We start from the raw sequence: 15,716 nt of genomic DNA, 5'->3' as shown, positions 1-15,716 counted from the left end.
AAGATGACTCCTTTAATTGTGGCGGACAGGTTTTCAATTAGAAAAATTGACTCCACTTATGTTTCGTTGTTTGTTCATAATTCAGTTGGAATTTTCGTAACGTCTGAACATGTTGTAGTAAATAGTTAGCGGCAATCCCAATGGCAATTCCCGAGAGTAACCCAAACAGAGATAAAAATGGTAAGTACAGCATTGGCGCCCACGAATGAGCAAAGAAAGAGGTCGTTAGCAACTGACCAACGTTGTGTAAGAAACCACCAACGGCACTAATCCCAATAATGCTGACCCGTTTTGGCCCCAGCTGCTTGACGAGCAACATGCCGAAATAACTTAATAAGGCTCCGCTGGCACTATAGAAAAAGGTCGAAAGTGTACCGCCTAGTAATGTCGTTAAAATCAAACGTAAACAGACCAGAAAAAAACTATCACGCTTACGCATGGTGAAAATCGCAATAATGGTAATTAAATTTGCTAGACCGAGCTTTGCCCCAGGAGCAAATGCGAAAGGGTACGGAATCATATTTTCGATTAAACCAATAATGACCCCTTGGGCAACGAGCATAGCAATATAGATATTCTTGTGTAATTTGCTCATAGTTGTCGTGCTTAATAAATTAAGCTACCGTCTTCACTCCCATCAGAAGCTTCCACGGTGATAAACAAATTGTGGGGCAGACAGGCAATCGGGGTTTCACCAGGTTTGGAAATCCAGCCTCGCCGAACATCCACTAAGTCAGCACAGTTGGCTTCCTTCACGCGGATACGATCACCATCTACTTCAATCAGGTTGTAATCACCGTCTTTTGCTTCGTATTTATATGTATAATGCGGGCCGTCCTTTTTTAAGTCAAAGACTTTGATTACTTTGTTGTCTACTTTCAAGACTGCTTGATAGGTAGCCGCTTCTTGACCACGGTTTTGCATGGCAAAAACAACAAGGGGCAGAAAAGAACCAAGAACTAAAACAGCAATAATAATAACGTCCCATGTTTTCAAGCGACTTTTTTTAATAAATTCTTTGGGCGTCAAAAAAGGTCTAGAATACGTCGAAAGTCTGAAAGGAACCGATGCCATTTTCGTCACAAAAGACGACAAAGTCTACATCAGTAAAGATATCGAAGGTAACTTTGAAATTGGCAAAGACTCTGGCTATACGATGGGGAATCGGGCCGATTTGAAATAAGGAGCGACTAAAAATGTCTTTAAATGTGTTTTTAAAAGTAGTGGAAATTCAGACGAAGCTTGCCAGTCTCTTTCCCTTTATTATCGGGGTCTTGTTTTCAATGACCTATTTCGGGGAAGTTCAGTGGGGCAACACGCTGATTTTCTTCATTGGCATGGTGGTCTTTGATATGGCCACTACCGCCATTAATAATTACATGGACTTCAAAAAAGCCAAATCGGACGTCTATAAATATGAAGAAAATATTATCGGACAATCAGGCGTTTCACCACAACTAGTTCGCAACATGATTTTCGCCATGATTGCCTTCACTGCCGTCGTGGGTGCGTACTTAACGGTTCAAACCGGCTGGCTCTTCCTCGTGTTAGGGGGGATTTGCTGCTTCATCGGTATTTTCTACACCTATGGACCGATTCCGTTATCTCGCATGCCCTTAGGAGAAATTTTCAGTGGCTTCACGATGGGCTTAGGCATCTTCGTCTTAACGGTTTACTTGAACGTCGTCACCAATCCACCGTTTTACTTAACGGTCGATTTCGCCAGTGGCGCCTTTCGCTTAGACGGCAATTTCTGGGCAGTGCTTGCGATTGTCGTGGCTTCCTTGCCCTTGGTCTGTTCGATTGCTAACATCATGCTTGCCAACAATTTACGGGACTTAGATACGGATATTGAGAACCACCGTTACACGTTAGTCTATTATATTGGTCGGCCAGCGGGGATTGTGCTCTTTCAAGTCTTAGCGTTAGCTGGTTATCTGGTGATTTTATTCGGCTTCATTAGTGGGATTTATCAATGGCCTGTGTTAATTACGTTTGCCACCTTGCCGATTATTTGGCAAAATCTTCAAACATTTAAACAAGAATTGCCACAGCCGAAAAGTTTCCGTCATTCGATTAAAAACTTACTGGTTTTCAATGGCACCTATGCCTTGGGGCTATTAATTAGCGCCTTGATTAGTTAAAAACTTTGATAAGAACGTGTTTTTTTTCAATTGATTTTTTAAATAATTAAAAGAAAAGCTCAAAATGTAAGTGTTTATTACTTATATTTTGAGCTTTTCTCGTTAAAAAGAGAAGATGTTTAACTTTTTATGAAGCAAATTTAGAAAAAATGAGTTAAAAACAGCATATTTTAGCCCTGATTATTAAATAACAGCTGGCTAAACCTTGATAGAACAACAACTTGCAAAATTTTCGCATTGAGTGTGTAAAATTCGTTAATTTCTCTAGAGGCTTTCTTTGTTATTATAGAGGTGTGAAAAAAGGTTGTATGACATGTTGAGCATTAATTAAAAGGAGGTTTTTCAATGAAAAAAAAGCGTTATTTATTACTGGCGTGCCTACTATTTTCCCCTAGTTTTTTTATAAATGTTGAAGCGTCTGATGGTGGTTCTAGTTCGGTGGGGGTCGAATTTTACAAACAGGCACCCTCGCAAGAAGCTCCGCAAGAGCCCTCACCGAAAACAGACGCACCAGATCCGAGTCCCAAGGGGAAAGCACGGGGACTATCTGGTACCAATCAAGGGCAGCAAGGAGCAACGACTACCGCTGCTAAGCAACTCCCACGAACAGGGAGTTTGCAGCAAGCAAATTTAAGCATTCTCGGCTTAGCCATAATTGGCTTGGTGGGAATGGTACATAGAAAGAGGGGACGACATGAAACAGATCCGATTTAAGCACTTAGCGACCTTGGGTGTCTGTTGCTCCCTATTTAGCAATTCACTGGCGGGCGTTACCGCCGTGGCGGAGACCATGACGATTGAAAGTAGCCCGACTGCGGCTAGTCATGAGCAGACAGCAAGTACCAAAGAGTCGGCAGAAACCGAAGTGAAAGAAACACAGACGACTGAAACGAGTGAAGCACCGACGAAAGAGAGTCAAGAGGAGCAAGAAAACGGTGCGGTAGAGGTGAAGAAAGAGGAACAAAGTAAGGAAGAAGTTGTTGAAGATGGAAAAAAAGAAGCAGAAGAAACACAAGAATCGGAAACAGCGCCTGTTTTAACACAACCAATGCCTTTGAGTGGTATTGGAACAAAAGCTGGGAATATGGATACTTACTATCAGCAAATCGAGACTGTTAGAGCTAGCATTCTTAATAATAAAAGTGCAATCAGTCAAGCTTTCCCTGGTGCTAGGATTGGCTTCAAAATCAAATCTTTAGATGGAATAAACTTGGATATAGCAGATTTTGATTTAGATGTAACGATGAAACTCGGAAGAGAAACAAACGGAACTTGGACTTGGGGAGCGGATTCTGCAGTTCCTACAGAAAAAGCAATAAATAGTTTAGATGTATTAACGCCATCAAAAACTTTATCTGTAGCTGTTAGACCTTCAACGGTAATAAGTGACGCGATTATGTATTTTATGAGAGAACCTCAATTAACGGTACCTAAATATGTAGAATCAGTGGAGTTTGTGGATAATCCTCAATTAATTACACTAGAAGCAGCTTGGAATGGTTTAACAAAACCTCGTGAGATGGATTTTTTAAAAACATCAAAGGTTAATGATACGTTATATAAACTTTCGGCACCGTGGCCTAGCGCTTACGGTGGGATAAAACCTCAACTTTTTAACTATACAACAATTGGCATCGTATATACATCTATGTCAAATTATGCTACTAGTTTCGGCGCAATGTTTCCAAACAAGGATTTTACTTTAGGCATTACTAATCGCAAAGTCACCGAATCCTTCAAAAACCCAGCAGGCGCAATCATTCCGCCGCCACCGAACTTTGAAGAAGGACGGAAAACCAGTATCACCAACAATGACTTTACCTATACCCAAAGTGGCACCTTACCAAAAAGCTACAAAGGTACTGACGGCAAAACTTACGTCTTAAAAGGCTGGTACAAAGGGAAAACCAAACCAGATACGTTAAGCACAGGGACACCAGCCTATAAAGTCACCTATGATGATAACGATGACTTGAATGTGGTGTATGAAGAAGTAAAAACCAAAGCATACACACTGCCAAGTAAAGAAATCTCTTTCGGCTATGTTGGTGAAAAAGGAGAATTAGTCAATCCAGCCGACTTTACTATCGAAGCTGAATTAGGCGAAAGCGATGAAACAGAAACCACTGTTTTATCAAAAATTCATGCTACGGATGATGCGAGTAACATGCTAAAAAAACTTGCCATTCCTGGGAAATCGTACACGATTCCAGAGGGTGGTATTAAAACATATGGCACTCGCTATGTGAATCACACTATTCCTAAATATTATAAAACAATGTCGATTACTCCAACCGCTACTTATACAGGTGATAAGACAAAATATCCTGTAGCAGACGAAGTACGTAAAACTATTGACGTTCCGAATGACATTGCCAGCACAGTTAGTGGCACAACATCTTATCGTTTAACAACAAATGGTATAGTTTTTGGGACTCGGCGATTAGCTTGGGCATGGGATTCGAATAAAACAGCGTATGCAATGGGCATCTATTCTGGAGTGGTTGGCAATAACTACAACTTAGCAACACCAGATAAAACCATTTATTACTATTTAGAAAACCGCCGTGTTACCGAGAACTTCGTCGATAACACGGGTACTAAAATCACGCCACCAACTGGCTTCACCCAAGGCAAACAAACCGTGATTGATAGTAGCACGTACACCTTTAAACAAAGTGGCACCTTACCTGATAGCTACAAAGTTGGCACAAAAACATATAAATTTAAAGGGTGGTATAAAGGCACAGACAAAACCAAAATTCAGACAACGAAAGCACCAAGTTATGCAGTGACGTTTGATGATAAGGATGATCTGAATGTGGTGTATGAGGTGGACACGACTAAAGACTATAATTTCCCAAGTAAGACTGTGAATTTCCAATTTGTCAATGAAGCTGGGACGATTATATCGCCAACACCTTTTACAATTACAACTGATTTACAACAAGAAATTAATTCTACTTATACAAAGCTTGGATCAATTACTGGAGCTAATTCAGGAAATACCAAACAGGTAACGATTCCCGCCAAAACAATCAGAGCAGATGTATCTTTAGGTGGCGTGAATAGTTATGGAACAACCAATACAAGAATCACTATTCCAAAATTTTATGAAAATATCTCTGTCTACACGGGAAGTGCTTATACACAAGCTACGTTGAATCGTTATTCAACTGCAGATAATACATTAATCGGTAACCCAGCCAGTAATGCGCCATTGTATTACGGACTAAACAAAATGACAGCGACACAATTTAAAGTGAATGAGTTTGATACGACTACTACAATTCCAGAACAATCGAAGTATTTGTATAATCGATTGTATGTATCAAGTGCACCCAATTTATTTAATTCCTATTACACACCAGTAGGAACAATTTACTACCAATTAACCAATCGCAAAGTCACCGAAAACTTTGTTGATGCTAGCGGTGCCAAATTACCAAGTGCACCAACTGGCTTCACCCAAGGCAACCAGATTCCGATGACTAGCGACACCTTCAAGTATACGAGCGCAAAAGCTTTACCAGCTAGTTATTCAGCAGGTGGTAAAACCTACGTCTTTCAAGGCTGGTACAAAGGCAAAACGAAACCGAATACGTTGACAACAAGTACTACGCCAACGTATAACACCACTTTTGATGACAATGATGACTTGAATGTGGTCTATGAAGAAGGTACAGCCAGTGTTGCGGCTTCACTAAAAGGAATGGTCACAGTGATGCCAAGTGGTGGCAACCAGATGTGGAATATGACGATTAAGAACACTGGGACAGCCCCGTTAACTGATCTGAAAATCACACCAACCGCGAACTGGTCAAAAGGGCTAGCGAACCCTAAACAATTAAGTGTTCGCTTAGGTTCTGGACCGAATCAACTTGTTTCAGTTACAGCAGAATCATGGGCAAACGGTGCAAATTTAGGTGTTGAGGTGCCTGTAGGTGGGACCTTGACAGTCAGTATGACAACACTTGCTACTGGAAAACCAATGGAAGTACTACAAGCTGAAGTCGCTTTATCAGGCAATATGCCAACGACGACTGTTTCCGATACCGTTCGAATCGAAGGGGCGGATCAAGAAGTGACTGATCCAGTTGGTGAAGGCTTTATCAGCTTACCAACATTTGATTTCGGTCAAGTGGGCATTGCTGGTGCTACGACACAACATGGCTTGAAGAAAGCAGCTGATTATTATGGCAACGGTACCCGTAATCCGTTTGTTCGAATTAAAAAATCACAACCGAATTGGTCACTGACCGCTCAATTATCACAACCGAAGTCAGCGAAAGACAGCTTGCCGACTGCGACAAGGTTATTACTAGGTCAAGCGGCTGTTTCAAAAGTTGATAACTACAACTTAGTAACGGAAATGCTGAATCCAGTGGGCACGACACCAACCCTTAGTTTAACTGCCAATAATTCGGTCACGAATGTGATTACCAATAAACAATTCACAGGCAATGATGTCTATAATTTGGACTTCAATTTCAATAACGTTAAACTCGAAGTTCCTGCTAATCAAGGGACGAAAGGCGAGCAATACAATGCCACTGTTACGTGGAATTTAGTAACAGGGCCGTAATAAGTAGTGACAACTAACAGCAACAACTTTTAATTAGGGATTTTCTGAGGTTGGTTTCATAAGCTTACCAATGAAACCAACCTCAGATTATTTAATAGTTCTTGTTCTTCCTCGGCCCAGACAGCGAGGGGTAGAACAAGAGCGTTGGCTATCTGGTTCCTTGAAATCCAGAAGTACTCTCCTAGAACGAACCAGCTTTCAGAGAGGATAGCCAACCGAACACGCCCCAGAGTGGTTTCCTCTCTGGGGCGTGTTTTTTTAAGGGCATGATTTTACAGGTAACGTCACAATAATGTATGAATTTATTCGTTTTTTGGACAGAGTGTGCTATAACGGAAGCGAAAAGAGAGAGGCACTAACATATCTCTCTAGTATAGAGCCGTTTAAGCCGGTGATCTTTTGAATTATTTTTTATTGTCATTTTTAAATCAGTGTATCGATTTTAAGATAGTCAGAAAAGGCAAATCCTTCAAATTAATTCTAGACCAGAGAAAAAATTAGAACTAATTTGAAGAAATAAGGTATGATACGATTATTTTGAATTAGATTACAACGGTTATTTAACTGAATTGTTTAATAGCGGCGTCAACGGGAGGTTAGAATATGAAGAATCCAACCAAAAAAATTTATAGTGTCATCACTCTTTTACTGTTGGGAGTTATAGGAGGCTACCAAAGTAATAGGGAAGTCGCTTTTGCTGAAGATCACGTACTAACAGTGGCCTCTGATAAAAATGATCAACTGGATAAGACAACCAGCGAAACTGTGGAATCTGGGCAATCTCAACAGAGTTTAACATCATCTGAAAAAGAAACGCCTGCCACAACAAGTACGAAAGAGCCTGCAATAACTGAAAAAGAAGACCAGCAAACTGCTGAAGAGCGTGTAAGTCAGAGTCATACAACTGTCAGCACTTATTCAGAGTTTAAAGCAGCTTTACTCAATGCCGACATTCAACAAATTTCTATAGAGAAAGACATTAAAATCCAGGAATCATTTAATTTTGTGGGGAGTAAAAAAATTATAGGAAATGGTCATACTATTGATGTTAATTTTCAAAGTATTGGGGTGGCTTTAAGTAATGCTGTCTGCGACATCGAAGAAGTTCACTTGATAAATCAGCCGATTTACTCATTCTTTTGGTCTGAGTATCCCGGGGTTATCGTTAATTATAAAAATGTGACTTCTTCGGGGAATCAATTTATTTATTTAGCAGCTGGAACAGCTAATCTTAGCGGAACTATCGAAGCTAGTGCTAGTTTAGAAGAAGTTTTTCAGGGAAAACAGCTGAATATCGCTAAAGATGCTAAGATCATGTTTGAAGATACTGCAAGTGCTGTTGCCATCGCCACGAATGACGGTGTAACTGTAGGAGAAAAGGCAAATTTAACTGTTCACGCGAAAGGTCTAGGACTACTTATGTCGAATAATGACGGGGAAATTGATCTTTATGGCAAAGCGGAAATTACGTCTGCGATGGATTCTGCTATTCGTAGTGTTGCGAATAACGGCACTTTAGTGGTGCAAAATGAGGCTGAATTAAGTGTGAGCTCTAAAAGAACAGAGGAAGAAGCTATTTTGATGTATAACGGTTCTATAATAGTTAAAGCCAACGGCACCTTAGTAGCAACTTCAGAAGGGATACAATCCACAGTGCAAACAGGGAATCAATTGGCTTTACAAGAAGGAGCAAATTTTTTGATAGCAAACAGCAAAGGGAACGCTTTAGGTGCCTGGGCACAAAAAACGGCCGTAACACTTGCCTCTCCTCAAGGAATAAATACTTGGAATCTTGGGAAGAGTGGTTTAGAAAATCCGGATACTAGTTACTCGGGACCTTTATCAGCAAGTTTTTCTTTAGATACGTATACACCCGAACAGCATACATTAGATTTAAAATCAGATAATCTAACATTTAAAAATACTTTTGATTCTGGAAAAATTGGGAAAATCACAGGAGGCAGGTTTTCAAAGAAAAAAGAACTTGCTCCAACAACAATCGACCCATTGACTACGGAAAGTACACAAGTTAGTGGAACCGCCGAACCAGAGGCCGCAATTGATATAAAAGTAGACAATAAGGTTATTGCTAGTGGGAAAGTGGATAAACAAGGCAAGTATCAATTGGCGGTACCCAAGCTAAAAGAAGGAGTAAAAGTTGTTGCTGTAGCGATGCGTTGGAATTTAAGCGCTGTAGCTAGTACAGTCGTTCAATACGCCGGTCCACAGGTCATTCTACCATCTGAAATCAGTTTTGGAACCCAAGAAATTCCAGCTGTAGATGCAGAAGTTAAACCGACGAATGAGCAAGAAATTAAAGTTTTGGATAACAGTAAAAAGGGCTGGTCAATCTGTCTTCGCGAGGAGTTGCCACTGAAAAAAACTGCTGGCGCGTTACTTTTGAATCGATTAAGTATAGAGTATAACGGACATACTTACCGAATTAATTCACAAAATCAACCAGTGTTGAAAGGAGAAGGGGATCTGCAAATGAAACTTGCAGATTGTCTACGGCTGTCCTTGCACCCTATAGATACATGCGGTTTATATAAGGGGGAACTAGTGTGGACTATTATGAGTGGCCCTTAATAATATGGCAAAATGCCCATTAGCCTCAATAGATGTTCGGGTTTATTTTTATAATACGCCAGATTTTAAGCGTGGACCAAAAGTTCATAATGACTTTTGGCCCACGCTTTTTTTTATTTTATGTCATTGGCTTGAATGACAAACAAGGACTCGCCATCCCCCATGTCTGTTGGCGTATTCCATTCACCATCTACTAATTCAATATTTTTGATACCTAATTTTTTAAACGCTTCTAACGTATACGTCCAGCCCACGATTTTTTCATCGGAATATTTTTCATACTTCTTGTCTTGTCCTAAGTTGACAATACTTGGATTAACACCTAATTCTTTAAAAAATTCTGTTTGCCAATTATATCCACGTCGAGCATTCGCTTCATACTCTTTTTGTTCTTCTTTGGTACGTTCTTCCATACCTTCTATCGGCTCAGTGGGATCACCTTCACCACCATGAAACCCAATGATAGAGTCTTTATGCAAGTAAACTTTCTTACCAGCAGTAAAAATATAATTTGCTGCGGATGAAAAAACAGTGCCTGTTACTTCTACGTCTAAATTGTTTTTATGGACAAATTCACCGAAACTCATTCCCAGCAGTGTGACGCCTCCAGGCGATTCTAATTTCAATCTAGTCACTTTGGGATTCTCTTTATAGAGTTTTTCTAATTTCACCAAACCACTATAGTACAAAGCGCCCTTATAAACGAGGGCATCCCCATCCACCTTTACTTCTGGTCTTTCATAATCGATTTCTTCCATCATTTCATCAATTTCTTTTCCTTCTTGTGCAGTTAATCGTTCGAAACTTTTATCATTTTTCGCATCTTTAGTCGTGCTCGCAGTAGTAGGCGTCGTTGTTTGATTTGTTTCATTTTGTTTCGTGCATGCTGTTAACCCGATGACGAAAAACAACCCCAATAATACAATCGGTTTTTTCATTAAAATTTCCTCCTTGATTGACGGATACCCGAATTAAAAATAGCCATCATGTTCTCTCTGCAAGAGCGTCAGTGTCTCTGTTTTCGTTATAGTGTAAGTATAATATGTTTTGCTTTATTTATAAAAAATAAAAAACTTTCATAAAATTTCTGAATAAAGAAATTTTATGAAAGTCATTTTTAAAACAACTAAAGGGAACGTTGAGAACAAATTTTCAAGGTCGACTAAACGCAATAATCAATATTTAACGTGTGCAGTTTTCCAACCTCACGTTTTTCCCAACGGTACTTATTGATGCAATTAATCAAATCAATCCAAGTATCAGGATTATTTGGTGAATTGAAATAAAATATTTTTGTTTCTGGTAAATCTCCCTCATAGGAATCAGTAATAAGAATATCTATGTCATACGGATCGTTAGAATAGACATAAGCTTTTTCAGGGAAGAAATCTTTTAAAATTTTTTTGATTGCTTGTGATAAATAAAGATTTGTCGATGTTTGGACACATATTTTGACTGGGTCAGGTTGCTCAATCAAATAAAGCATCCAAACCAGTATCTGTATAAATAATTGGTTATTGAAATCAAATTTTAAAAGATCAGATTGTTCTAGGATGAACCTTTTTAGGTTCTCCTTTAAATTGCCATATTTTAAAGAAGTCTCTGTTAATTGTTTTGGGTTGATATTGTAATTTATGATAGCCGATATATCAATTTTTATATGTTTAATGAATATGATTATTAGAGTCAAAATATAATATATTTCAATGTAATCAGAATGGGTCACTTGTAAGTTAAAAAATTTTTTTAAATTAGATATAAAAGTTTTTACCGTTTCCGAAATTTGTAAATCAGAGGCCAAATAATCATTTACGACTTTTTCTTTATATTTAAAAGAATAGGCATCATACAATAAGATTTTTAAAAAAAAATCGATAAAGACTTTTTCTTTAGACAGTACATTGGAATCAAATTTTTCTTCAATCTCTTTAGCAAAAGTTAAATTATTTTGATACAAAAATTTGGTATCTATGTAGAATTTATCTGGTAAATCAACTGGTTTTCTGTCTAGTAATATACGTTTTAAGTTAATGTATTGAATTATTTTTAGTCGTATTTCCACGGATCGGGTTGTTTGAATAGGTAAATTTAGAGAATTTTTCAAGGCTGTAGTATCAAAATAGATTTCTGGAACAGAAGTAAATTTTTTTAACGTGTGTTTTTTTCTGAATAAAGACCAGCCTAAAAAATAAATAGCTATTCTGATCCCTTGTTCATCACCGATAAAATTATCTAAAGATTTTCCAAATTTTATTTTAACATTGTACGGTTTAAGCGTTAGATTGATTTTATTTATTATTGTATATAAGTTTGAAGAACTCATGTTTAGTTTTAGCGCTAACTGATTCGCTGAATAGAATTTATTTTGTAACAATTCGAAAAGAACGCTATAGGCATTACTTTCTTCGATATACTTATTTCGAATAGAGTCTATGATGTAATCCACAGCATAGTTTTTTTTGTTTTCTATTGTATAAATTTCAGATTGAGCAACTTCTTGAATATTGATAACTTCCTTTGGAAAAATATCGTGGAGATCTTCCTCTAAGTCATTTATATATCGTAGTAAGGTTCTTCTGGTTCTGGGTTGGTCATTCAGAATTTTATTCAAAGGAAGCCCTTCAGCAGAAAATAATAAATTTTTTAAGATAGTTAGTTTATTCATACTTCTTTTTGATAAAAAAATATTTCCCATAATTTATTATGTTCCTTTCTATATATATAAAATTTAGTTTTATTAAAGTGCTCGTTCATACTAACACAATTGTTATTTTTTGAGAACGGATTTTATATCGATTTTTTACAAACTTATGGCTGTAAAAAAGCCATTAATTAATAAAAAAATGCTTACATATTTGTTATTATTTCATTGTAAATGTTTACTTAAAAAATTTTTATATGGAAAGGGAGAGGTTTTTTATGAAAAAGGTTAGGCTATTTTGTGCGACAGCTATGTTAGCGCTAATGGTAAATTCATCGGTAAGTTATGCACAGGAGAATATGAATGTCGGAGTTGACGATAGACAAGTTGAGAACGTGACGCAACGGTTGGTTGTAAGTACTTTTGAGGAATTGAAAGCGGCGTTGTCAGAGAATAATGGCATTACACAAGTAGAATTGGGAGCGGATATTGAAATTACAAACGGAATTTCTATTAATCCAAACAAAAAATCTGTCATTATTGATGGAGCGGGTCACACATTAAAAGAGAAAAGAAAAGGGGCCCATGGCACGATTTATATTTCCAAAAATAATACTACAAATGATGTTTCTTTAAAAAATTTGGTTATAGAAGGACTTAATTATTACGGACCGGTGAATGTTGATGACGCAGTTAAAGGTGTTACTCTTAACTATGAAAATGTTATTTATAGAGGCCCTCAATTGGTTCACAACGTTCATGGATATGCGAAATTCACAGGGAATAACACTATTAATATTCACAAAAATTCAACTAATTCAGATGTAGCCCAAGAATTATTTGAAGGGTTAGGTTTTGATATTTCGGGTGAATTTACGTTAGTTCACGAAGGAAAAACGGATTCAGCCTTTTGGTTTGGATTAGGAAATGACCATCGACCATACTTAAATATTGCAGATAACGCTAAAGTGCAGATGGATATCCTATATAACACCTTATTTTATGTCGATCATGCTGCTACGAAACCTTTGGATATTACTATCGGAAAAGATGCTAAGTTTGATGTTAACACTCAAAGAGAATTGTTTAGGTTAGGCCATGCTGGTAATGTAAAATTCCTTGAAAATTCTATGACAAATATTTTAAGAAATTATAGCAATAATAAAATAGCTACTCTTAAATTAAACAATAGTAGTTTTGACGTAGAGCCAACTGCAAGCTTAAATATTTTACATGAAGCGAATGTACAAGCTCCTATCTTCAAATCAGAAAATAATTCTTCAATAATGTTCAATAAAGCTAAAAATATAGAATTAAAAACTTCACCAGGATACAAGGTTTTTGATGCTAAGAAAACAACATTAGATGTGGTTACTGACAATTTGAAGTCTTGGTATAACAATGCTACTGAAGTTCCAGATTATCAAAATACGAATCTGTTAGAAGCAACTATTGCTATTAATGGCAATACAACAGAATTAGTGCAAAGTAACCAATTAGACATTTTGGACCATTGGAATATTCCGGCAACTAATCACTTAGTATTAAATGGTTCAGAAGAAAAGATTGAAACACCTATTTTAAATTCAATTACGGATCAAGATGTGCAGTTGACTGGAACAGGAATTCCTGGAAATAAAATTATTCTTTCTGTTGCAGGTGTTCAAATAGGTGAAACAGTCGTGGATTCTGTCGGTAAATGGGTATGCCCTTTGAAGGATAAATTGACGGCAGGGGCAATTGTAGAAGCGGTTCAAACAGATGGCCATTTAGTTTCAGAGGCGGTGAAACAAGAAGTTCAACATTTAGATGCAAAAACTGAAAACATGTTTGCCCTAGGCTATTGGCAAGATTATGGAATGATTCTAGAAGGATTAATAGATAATAAAGAGTGGGACTTGTCAAATACAGACAATATTCACAAATTTATAAACCTAATTGCAGAAAACGGCGACACAGCGTTAAAAGTAGATGCTGCAAATACTAATTGGTTTGGCGATCCATCAAGATTTAACGGCTACCAAGCTATTTTAACCAATGAAAGTTTAGCCTCTCTTCCAGAGGGAAAATACAAAGTTCAAGTAGGGATTACAGGACCGTCTATTGATGAGAAACAAGATCTGATTTCCCAAAGTAATCAAGAAGTTAAGAGAGAAACGACACCGTACAGAAATAAATTTGATGAAATAGATGCCCGAACAGTTTCTGGGAAAAATATTTCAACTGCAGTTCAAGATGGTCAGTGCTTTATTGTGATTGAGTAACCGCAGTATTGTTTAGTGCGAAAGGTGCGGGTGCCTTCAAAAGCTGCCGCGCCTTTTGAATTTAGGGGGGAGTAATATGTTTGTTTTACCTGATTTTATTTTTTTGCCGATGAAATGGCTAACGTTATTTTTGGTAACCATTGTTTTTGCTAATTTAATTTATTTTACAACGTTATCTATCTTCGGCTTAAAAAAACCAAAACGTGATTATAAAATTATGCCAGACCAAAAAAAGTTCGTTATCGTTATACCTGCGCATAATGAAGAAGCGGTGATTGGTGCAACAATACAGAGCTTAATTGATCAAGACTATGACTATCGACTATTCGACATTGTTGTTATTGCAGATAACTGTACTGATAATACAGAAAGTATTGCAGCCTCCTATTCAAAAGTTATTCTATTTAAAAATTCATCTCAAAAAGATGAGCCTAGAGGCAAGCCACATGCAATCGCTAAATACGTTCAGACTAATCATTGGCGTAAATACGATTATGTCGTATTTATTGATGCAGACAATATTGTGAATTCAAGTTATTTAAAAGAAATGAATTCGCAAAGTATTGCTCATCCTAATTTAACTGTTATTCAAGGCTATTTAGGAATGAAAAATGTTCGTTCTTCATTTACAGCTTCAGGATATGCTGCAGTATATTTTATAACCAATCGCGCCGTACAAGCCGCTAACTATTTTTTAGGTTGGAACGCAGCGATTGGCGGTACAGGTTTTATGTTAGACACGAGCTATTTAGCCGAACATGGTTGGAACCCACGTAGTTATACAGAAGATTTTGAACTGCAAGTTGAACTTTCTATTGAAGGAAAACAAAGTGGCTGGAATCATTTTGCAATAGTTTATGATGAAAAACCAGATTCTTTATTAACTAGTCATAGGCAAAGAACGCGTTGGGCTCAAGGGCACTGGTATGTTGCATTTAGTACAACTAAACGTCAGCTAATCTCGTTATTTAAGTCCAAAAACATTACCGAACTCTTAAGTAAAATAGAAACGATGTTTTACTCGTATTCAATGGTGAGACCAGTAGCGATTTTGATTATATTATTATTAAGCGTAATAGATAAACGTCTCTTTGATTATTTACCAAATCTTTTTTCGGTATTAATTTTCTGGGCAAGTATGGAATTTTTTAACTTCTTAATTATACCTACGATTTATTTTCTGCAAGAAGCGGAGGAGTATTTTCGTGATGAACGTACATTTTGGAAGAAAGTCCTTTTTTTTATAAGGCTAGTATTCGCTTTTGTTTATAATTCTCTGACATATATGGTCGCTCAAATTGTTGGGTTCTTTACATGGTTTAAACCACAAAACAACTGGAATAAAACAGAACATAAAGCTGTGTTTGATCGAAAGTAAGGGAGGATAGTTATGAAAAAATTGGAAAACTGGAAATTTATTATAGTGTTTACTTTAATATTACTATTTTTTTATGTTTCAGTTTAAAAAGGTATTATTTATTAAATTACTAAAA

10 protein-coding genes and 1 pseudogene are annotated in these 15,716 nt (G+C 37.1%); 7 read left to right on the top strand and 4 right to left on the bottom strand.

All coding sequences use genetic code 11. The annotated features are described in order from the left end of the window. Nucleotides 1–37: 37 nt before the first annotated feature. Complete coding sequence (locus IGL49_RS11775; RefSeq protein ID WP_002354743.1) at nucleotides 38–595, bottom strand: Gx transporter family protein; 558 nt, start codon at nucleotides 593–595, stop codon at nucleotides 38–40. Between the two features lie 11 nt (nucleotides 596–606). Next, complete coding sequence (locus tag IGL49_RS11770; RefSeq protein ID WP_104854470.1) at nucleotides 607–1,029, bottom strand: NusG domain II-containing protein; 423 nt, start codon at nucleotides 1,027–1,029, stop codon at nucleotides 607–609. On the opposite strand from IGL49_RS11770, the pseudogene IGL49_RS11765 reads away from it, so the two are divergent. The 5 genes and pseudogenes from IGL49_RS11765 to IGL49_RS11745 all read left to right on the top strand — a co-directional run. Next, a pseudogene (locus IGL49_RS11765) lies at nucleotides 1,016–1,183 on the top strand (FAD:protein FMN transferase); the annotation flags it as partial. The gene IGL49_RS11770 and the pseudogene IGL49_RS11765 sit on opposite strands and share 14 nt — an antisense overlap. 13 nt (nucleotides 1,184–1,196) lie before the next feature. Continuing rightward, nucleotides 1,197–2,144 (top strand): 1,4-dihydroxy-2-naphthoate polyprenyltransferase, encoded by a 948-nt coding sequence (menA, locus tag IGL49_RS11760; protein ID WP_104854357.1) that lies wholly within the window; start codon nucleotides 1,197–1,199, stop codon nucleotides 2,142–2,144. 345 nt (nucleotides 2,145–2,489) lie between these two features. After that, a complete protein-coding gene (locus IGL49_RS11755) occupies nucleotides 2,490–2,858 on the top strand; it encodes an LPXTG cell wall anchor domain-containing protein (RefSeq protein WP_104854358.1) in 369 nt (122 codons plus the stop codon). After that, nucleotides 2,839–6,729 carry a WxL domain-containing protein gene (locus IGL49_RS11750; protein ID WP_104854359.1) on the top strand — a complete coding sequence of 1,297 codons (3,891 nt, stop codon included), beginning with the start codon at nucleotides 2,839–2,841 and terminating at the stop codon, nucleotides 6,727–6,729. Before IGL49_RS11755 ends, IGL49_RS11750 begins: the two co-directional genes overlap by 20 nt. Before the next feature lie 603 nt (nucleotides 6,730–7,332). Continuing rightward, the gene (locus tag IGL49_RS11745) at nucleotides 7,333–9,318 is read left to right on the top strand and encodes a pectate lyase-like adhesive domain-containing protein (RefSeq protein WP_104854360.1); all 1,986 of its coding nucleotides are present in this window, start codon (nucleotides 7,333–7,335) and stop codon (nucleotides 9,316–9,318) included. 113 nt (nucleotides 9,319–9,431) lie between these two features. Here the strand turns inward: IGL49_RS11745 and IGL49_RS11740 are convergent, their stop codons facing one another. Both IGL49_RS11740 and IGL49_RS11735 read right to left on the bottom strand, forming a co-directional pair. Next, on the bottom strand, nucleotides 9,432–10,256 hold the full coding sequence (locus IGL49_RS11740) for a hypothetical protein (protein ID WP_104854361.1): 825 nt from the start codon (nucleotides 10,254–10,256) through the stop codon (nucleotides 9,432–9,434). Between the two features lie 224 nt (nucleotides 10,257–10,480). Beyond that, the gene (locus IGL49_RS11735; RefSeq protein ID WP_104854362.1) at nucleotides 10,481–12,013 is read right to left on the bottom strand and encodes a helix-turn-helix domain-containing protein; all 1,533 of its coding nucleotides are present in this window, start codon (nucleotides 12,011–12,013) and stop codon (nucleotides 10,481–10,483) included. 224 nt (nucleotides 12,014–12,237) lie between these two features. Here IGL49_RS11735 and IGL49_RS11730 point away from each other — a divergent pair, with 224 nt between their 5' ends. Continuing rightward, nucleotides 12,238–14,223, top strand: coding sequence for a pectate lyase-like adhesive domain-containing protein (locus IGL49_RS11730; RefSeq protein ID WP_104884640.1), 1,986 nt, complete (start codon nucleotides 12,238–12,240; stop codon nucleotides 14,221–14,223). Nucleotides 14,224–14,299: 76 nt separating this feature from the next. After that, nucleotides 14,300–15,601: a glycosyltransferase family 2 protein gene (locus IGL49_RS11725; protein ID WP_104854364.1), complete on the top strand. Its 1,302-nt coding sequence runs from the start codon at nucleotides 14,300–14,302 to the stop codon at nucleotides 15,599–15,601. Nucleotides 15,602–15,716: the final 115 nt, after the last annotated feature.

The organism is Enterococcus sp. DIV1337a (genome assembly GCF_051712285.1).
GTDB classification, from domain to species: domain Bacteria; phylum Bacillota; class Bacilli; order Lactobacillales; family Enterococcaceae; genus Enterococcus; species Enterococcus faecalis.
The sequence above is the reverse complement of the archived record's forward strand: the minus strand, read 5'-3'. Positions and strand labels throughout refer to the sequence as shown.

Excerpts from the sequence above, each read along its gene's own strand:
- IGL49_RS11775 (WP_002354743.1), bottom strand. The coding sequence starts at position 595 with ATGAGCAAATTACACAAGAATATCTATATTGCTATGCTCGTTGCCCAA.
- menA (WP_104854357.1), top strand. The coding sequence starts at position 1,197 with ATGTCTTTAAATGTGTTTTTAAAAGTAGTGGAAATTCAGACGAAGCTT.
- IGL49_RS11755 (WP_104854358.1), top strand. The coding sequence starts at position 2,490 with ATGAAAAAAAAGCGTTATTTATTACTGGCGTGCCTACTATTTTCCCCT.
- IGL49_RS11750 (WP_104854359.1), top strand. The coding sequence starts at position 2,839 with ATGAAACAGATCCGATTTAAGCACTTAGCGACCTTGGGTGTCTGTTGC.
- IGL49_RS11745 (WP_104854360.1), top strand. The coding sequence starts at position 7,333 with ATGAAGAATCCAACCAAAAAAATTTATAGTGTCATCACTCTTTTACTG.
- IGL49_RS11740 (WP_104854361.1), bottom strand. The coding sequence starts at position 10,256 with ATGAAAAAACCGATTGTATTATTGGGGTTGTTTTTCGTCATCGGGTTA.
- IGL49_RS11735 (WP_104854362.1), bottom strand. The coding sequence starts at position 12,013 with ATGGGAAATATTTTTTTATCAAAAAGAAGTATGAATAAACTAACTATC.
- IGL49_RS11730 (WP_104884640.1), top strand. The coding sequence starts at position 12,238 with ATGAAAAAGGTTAGGCTATTTTGTGCGACAGCTATGTTAGCGCTAATG.
- IGL49_RS11725 (WP_104854364.1), top strand. The coding sequence starts at position 14,300 with ATGTTTGTTTTACCTGATTTTATTTTTTTGCCGATGAAATGGCTAACG.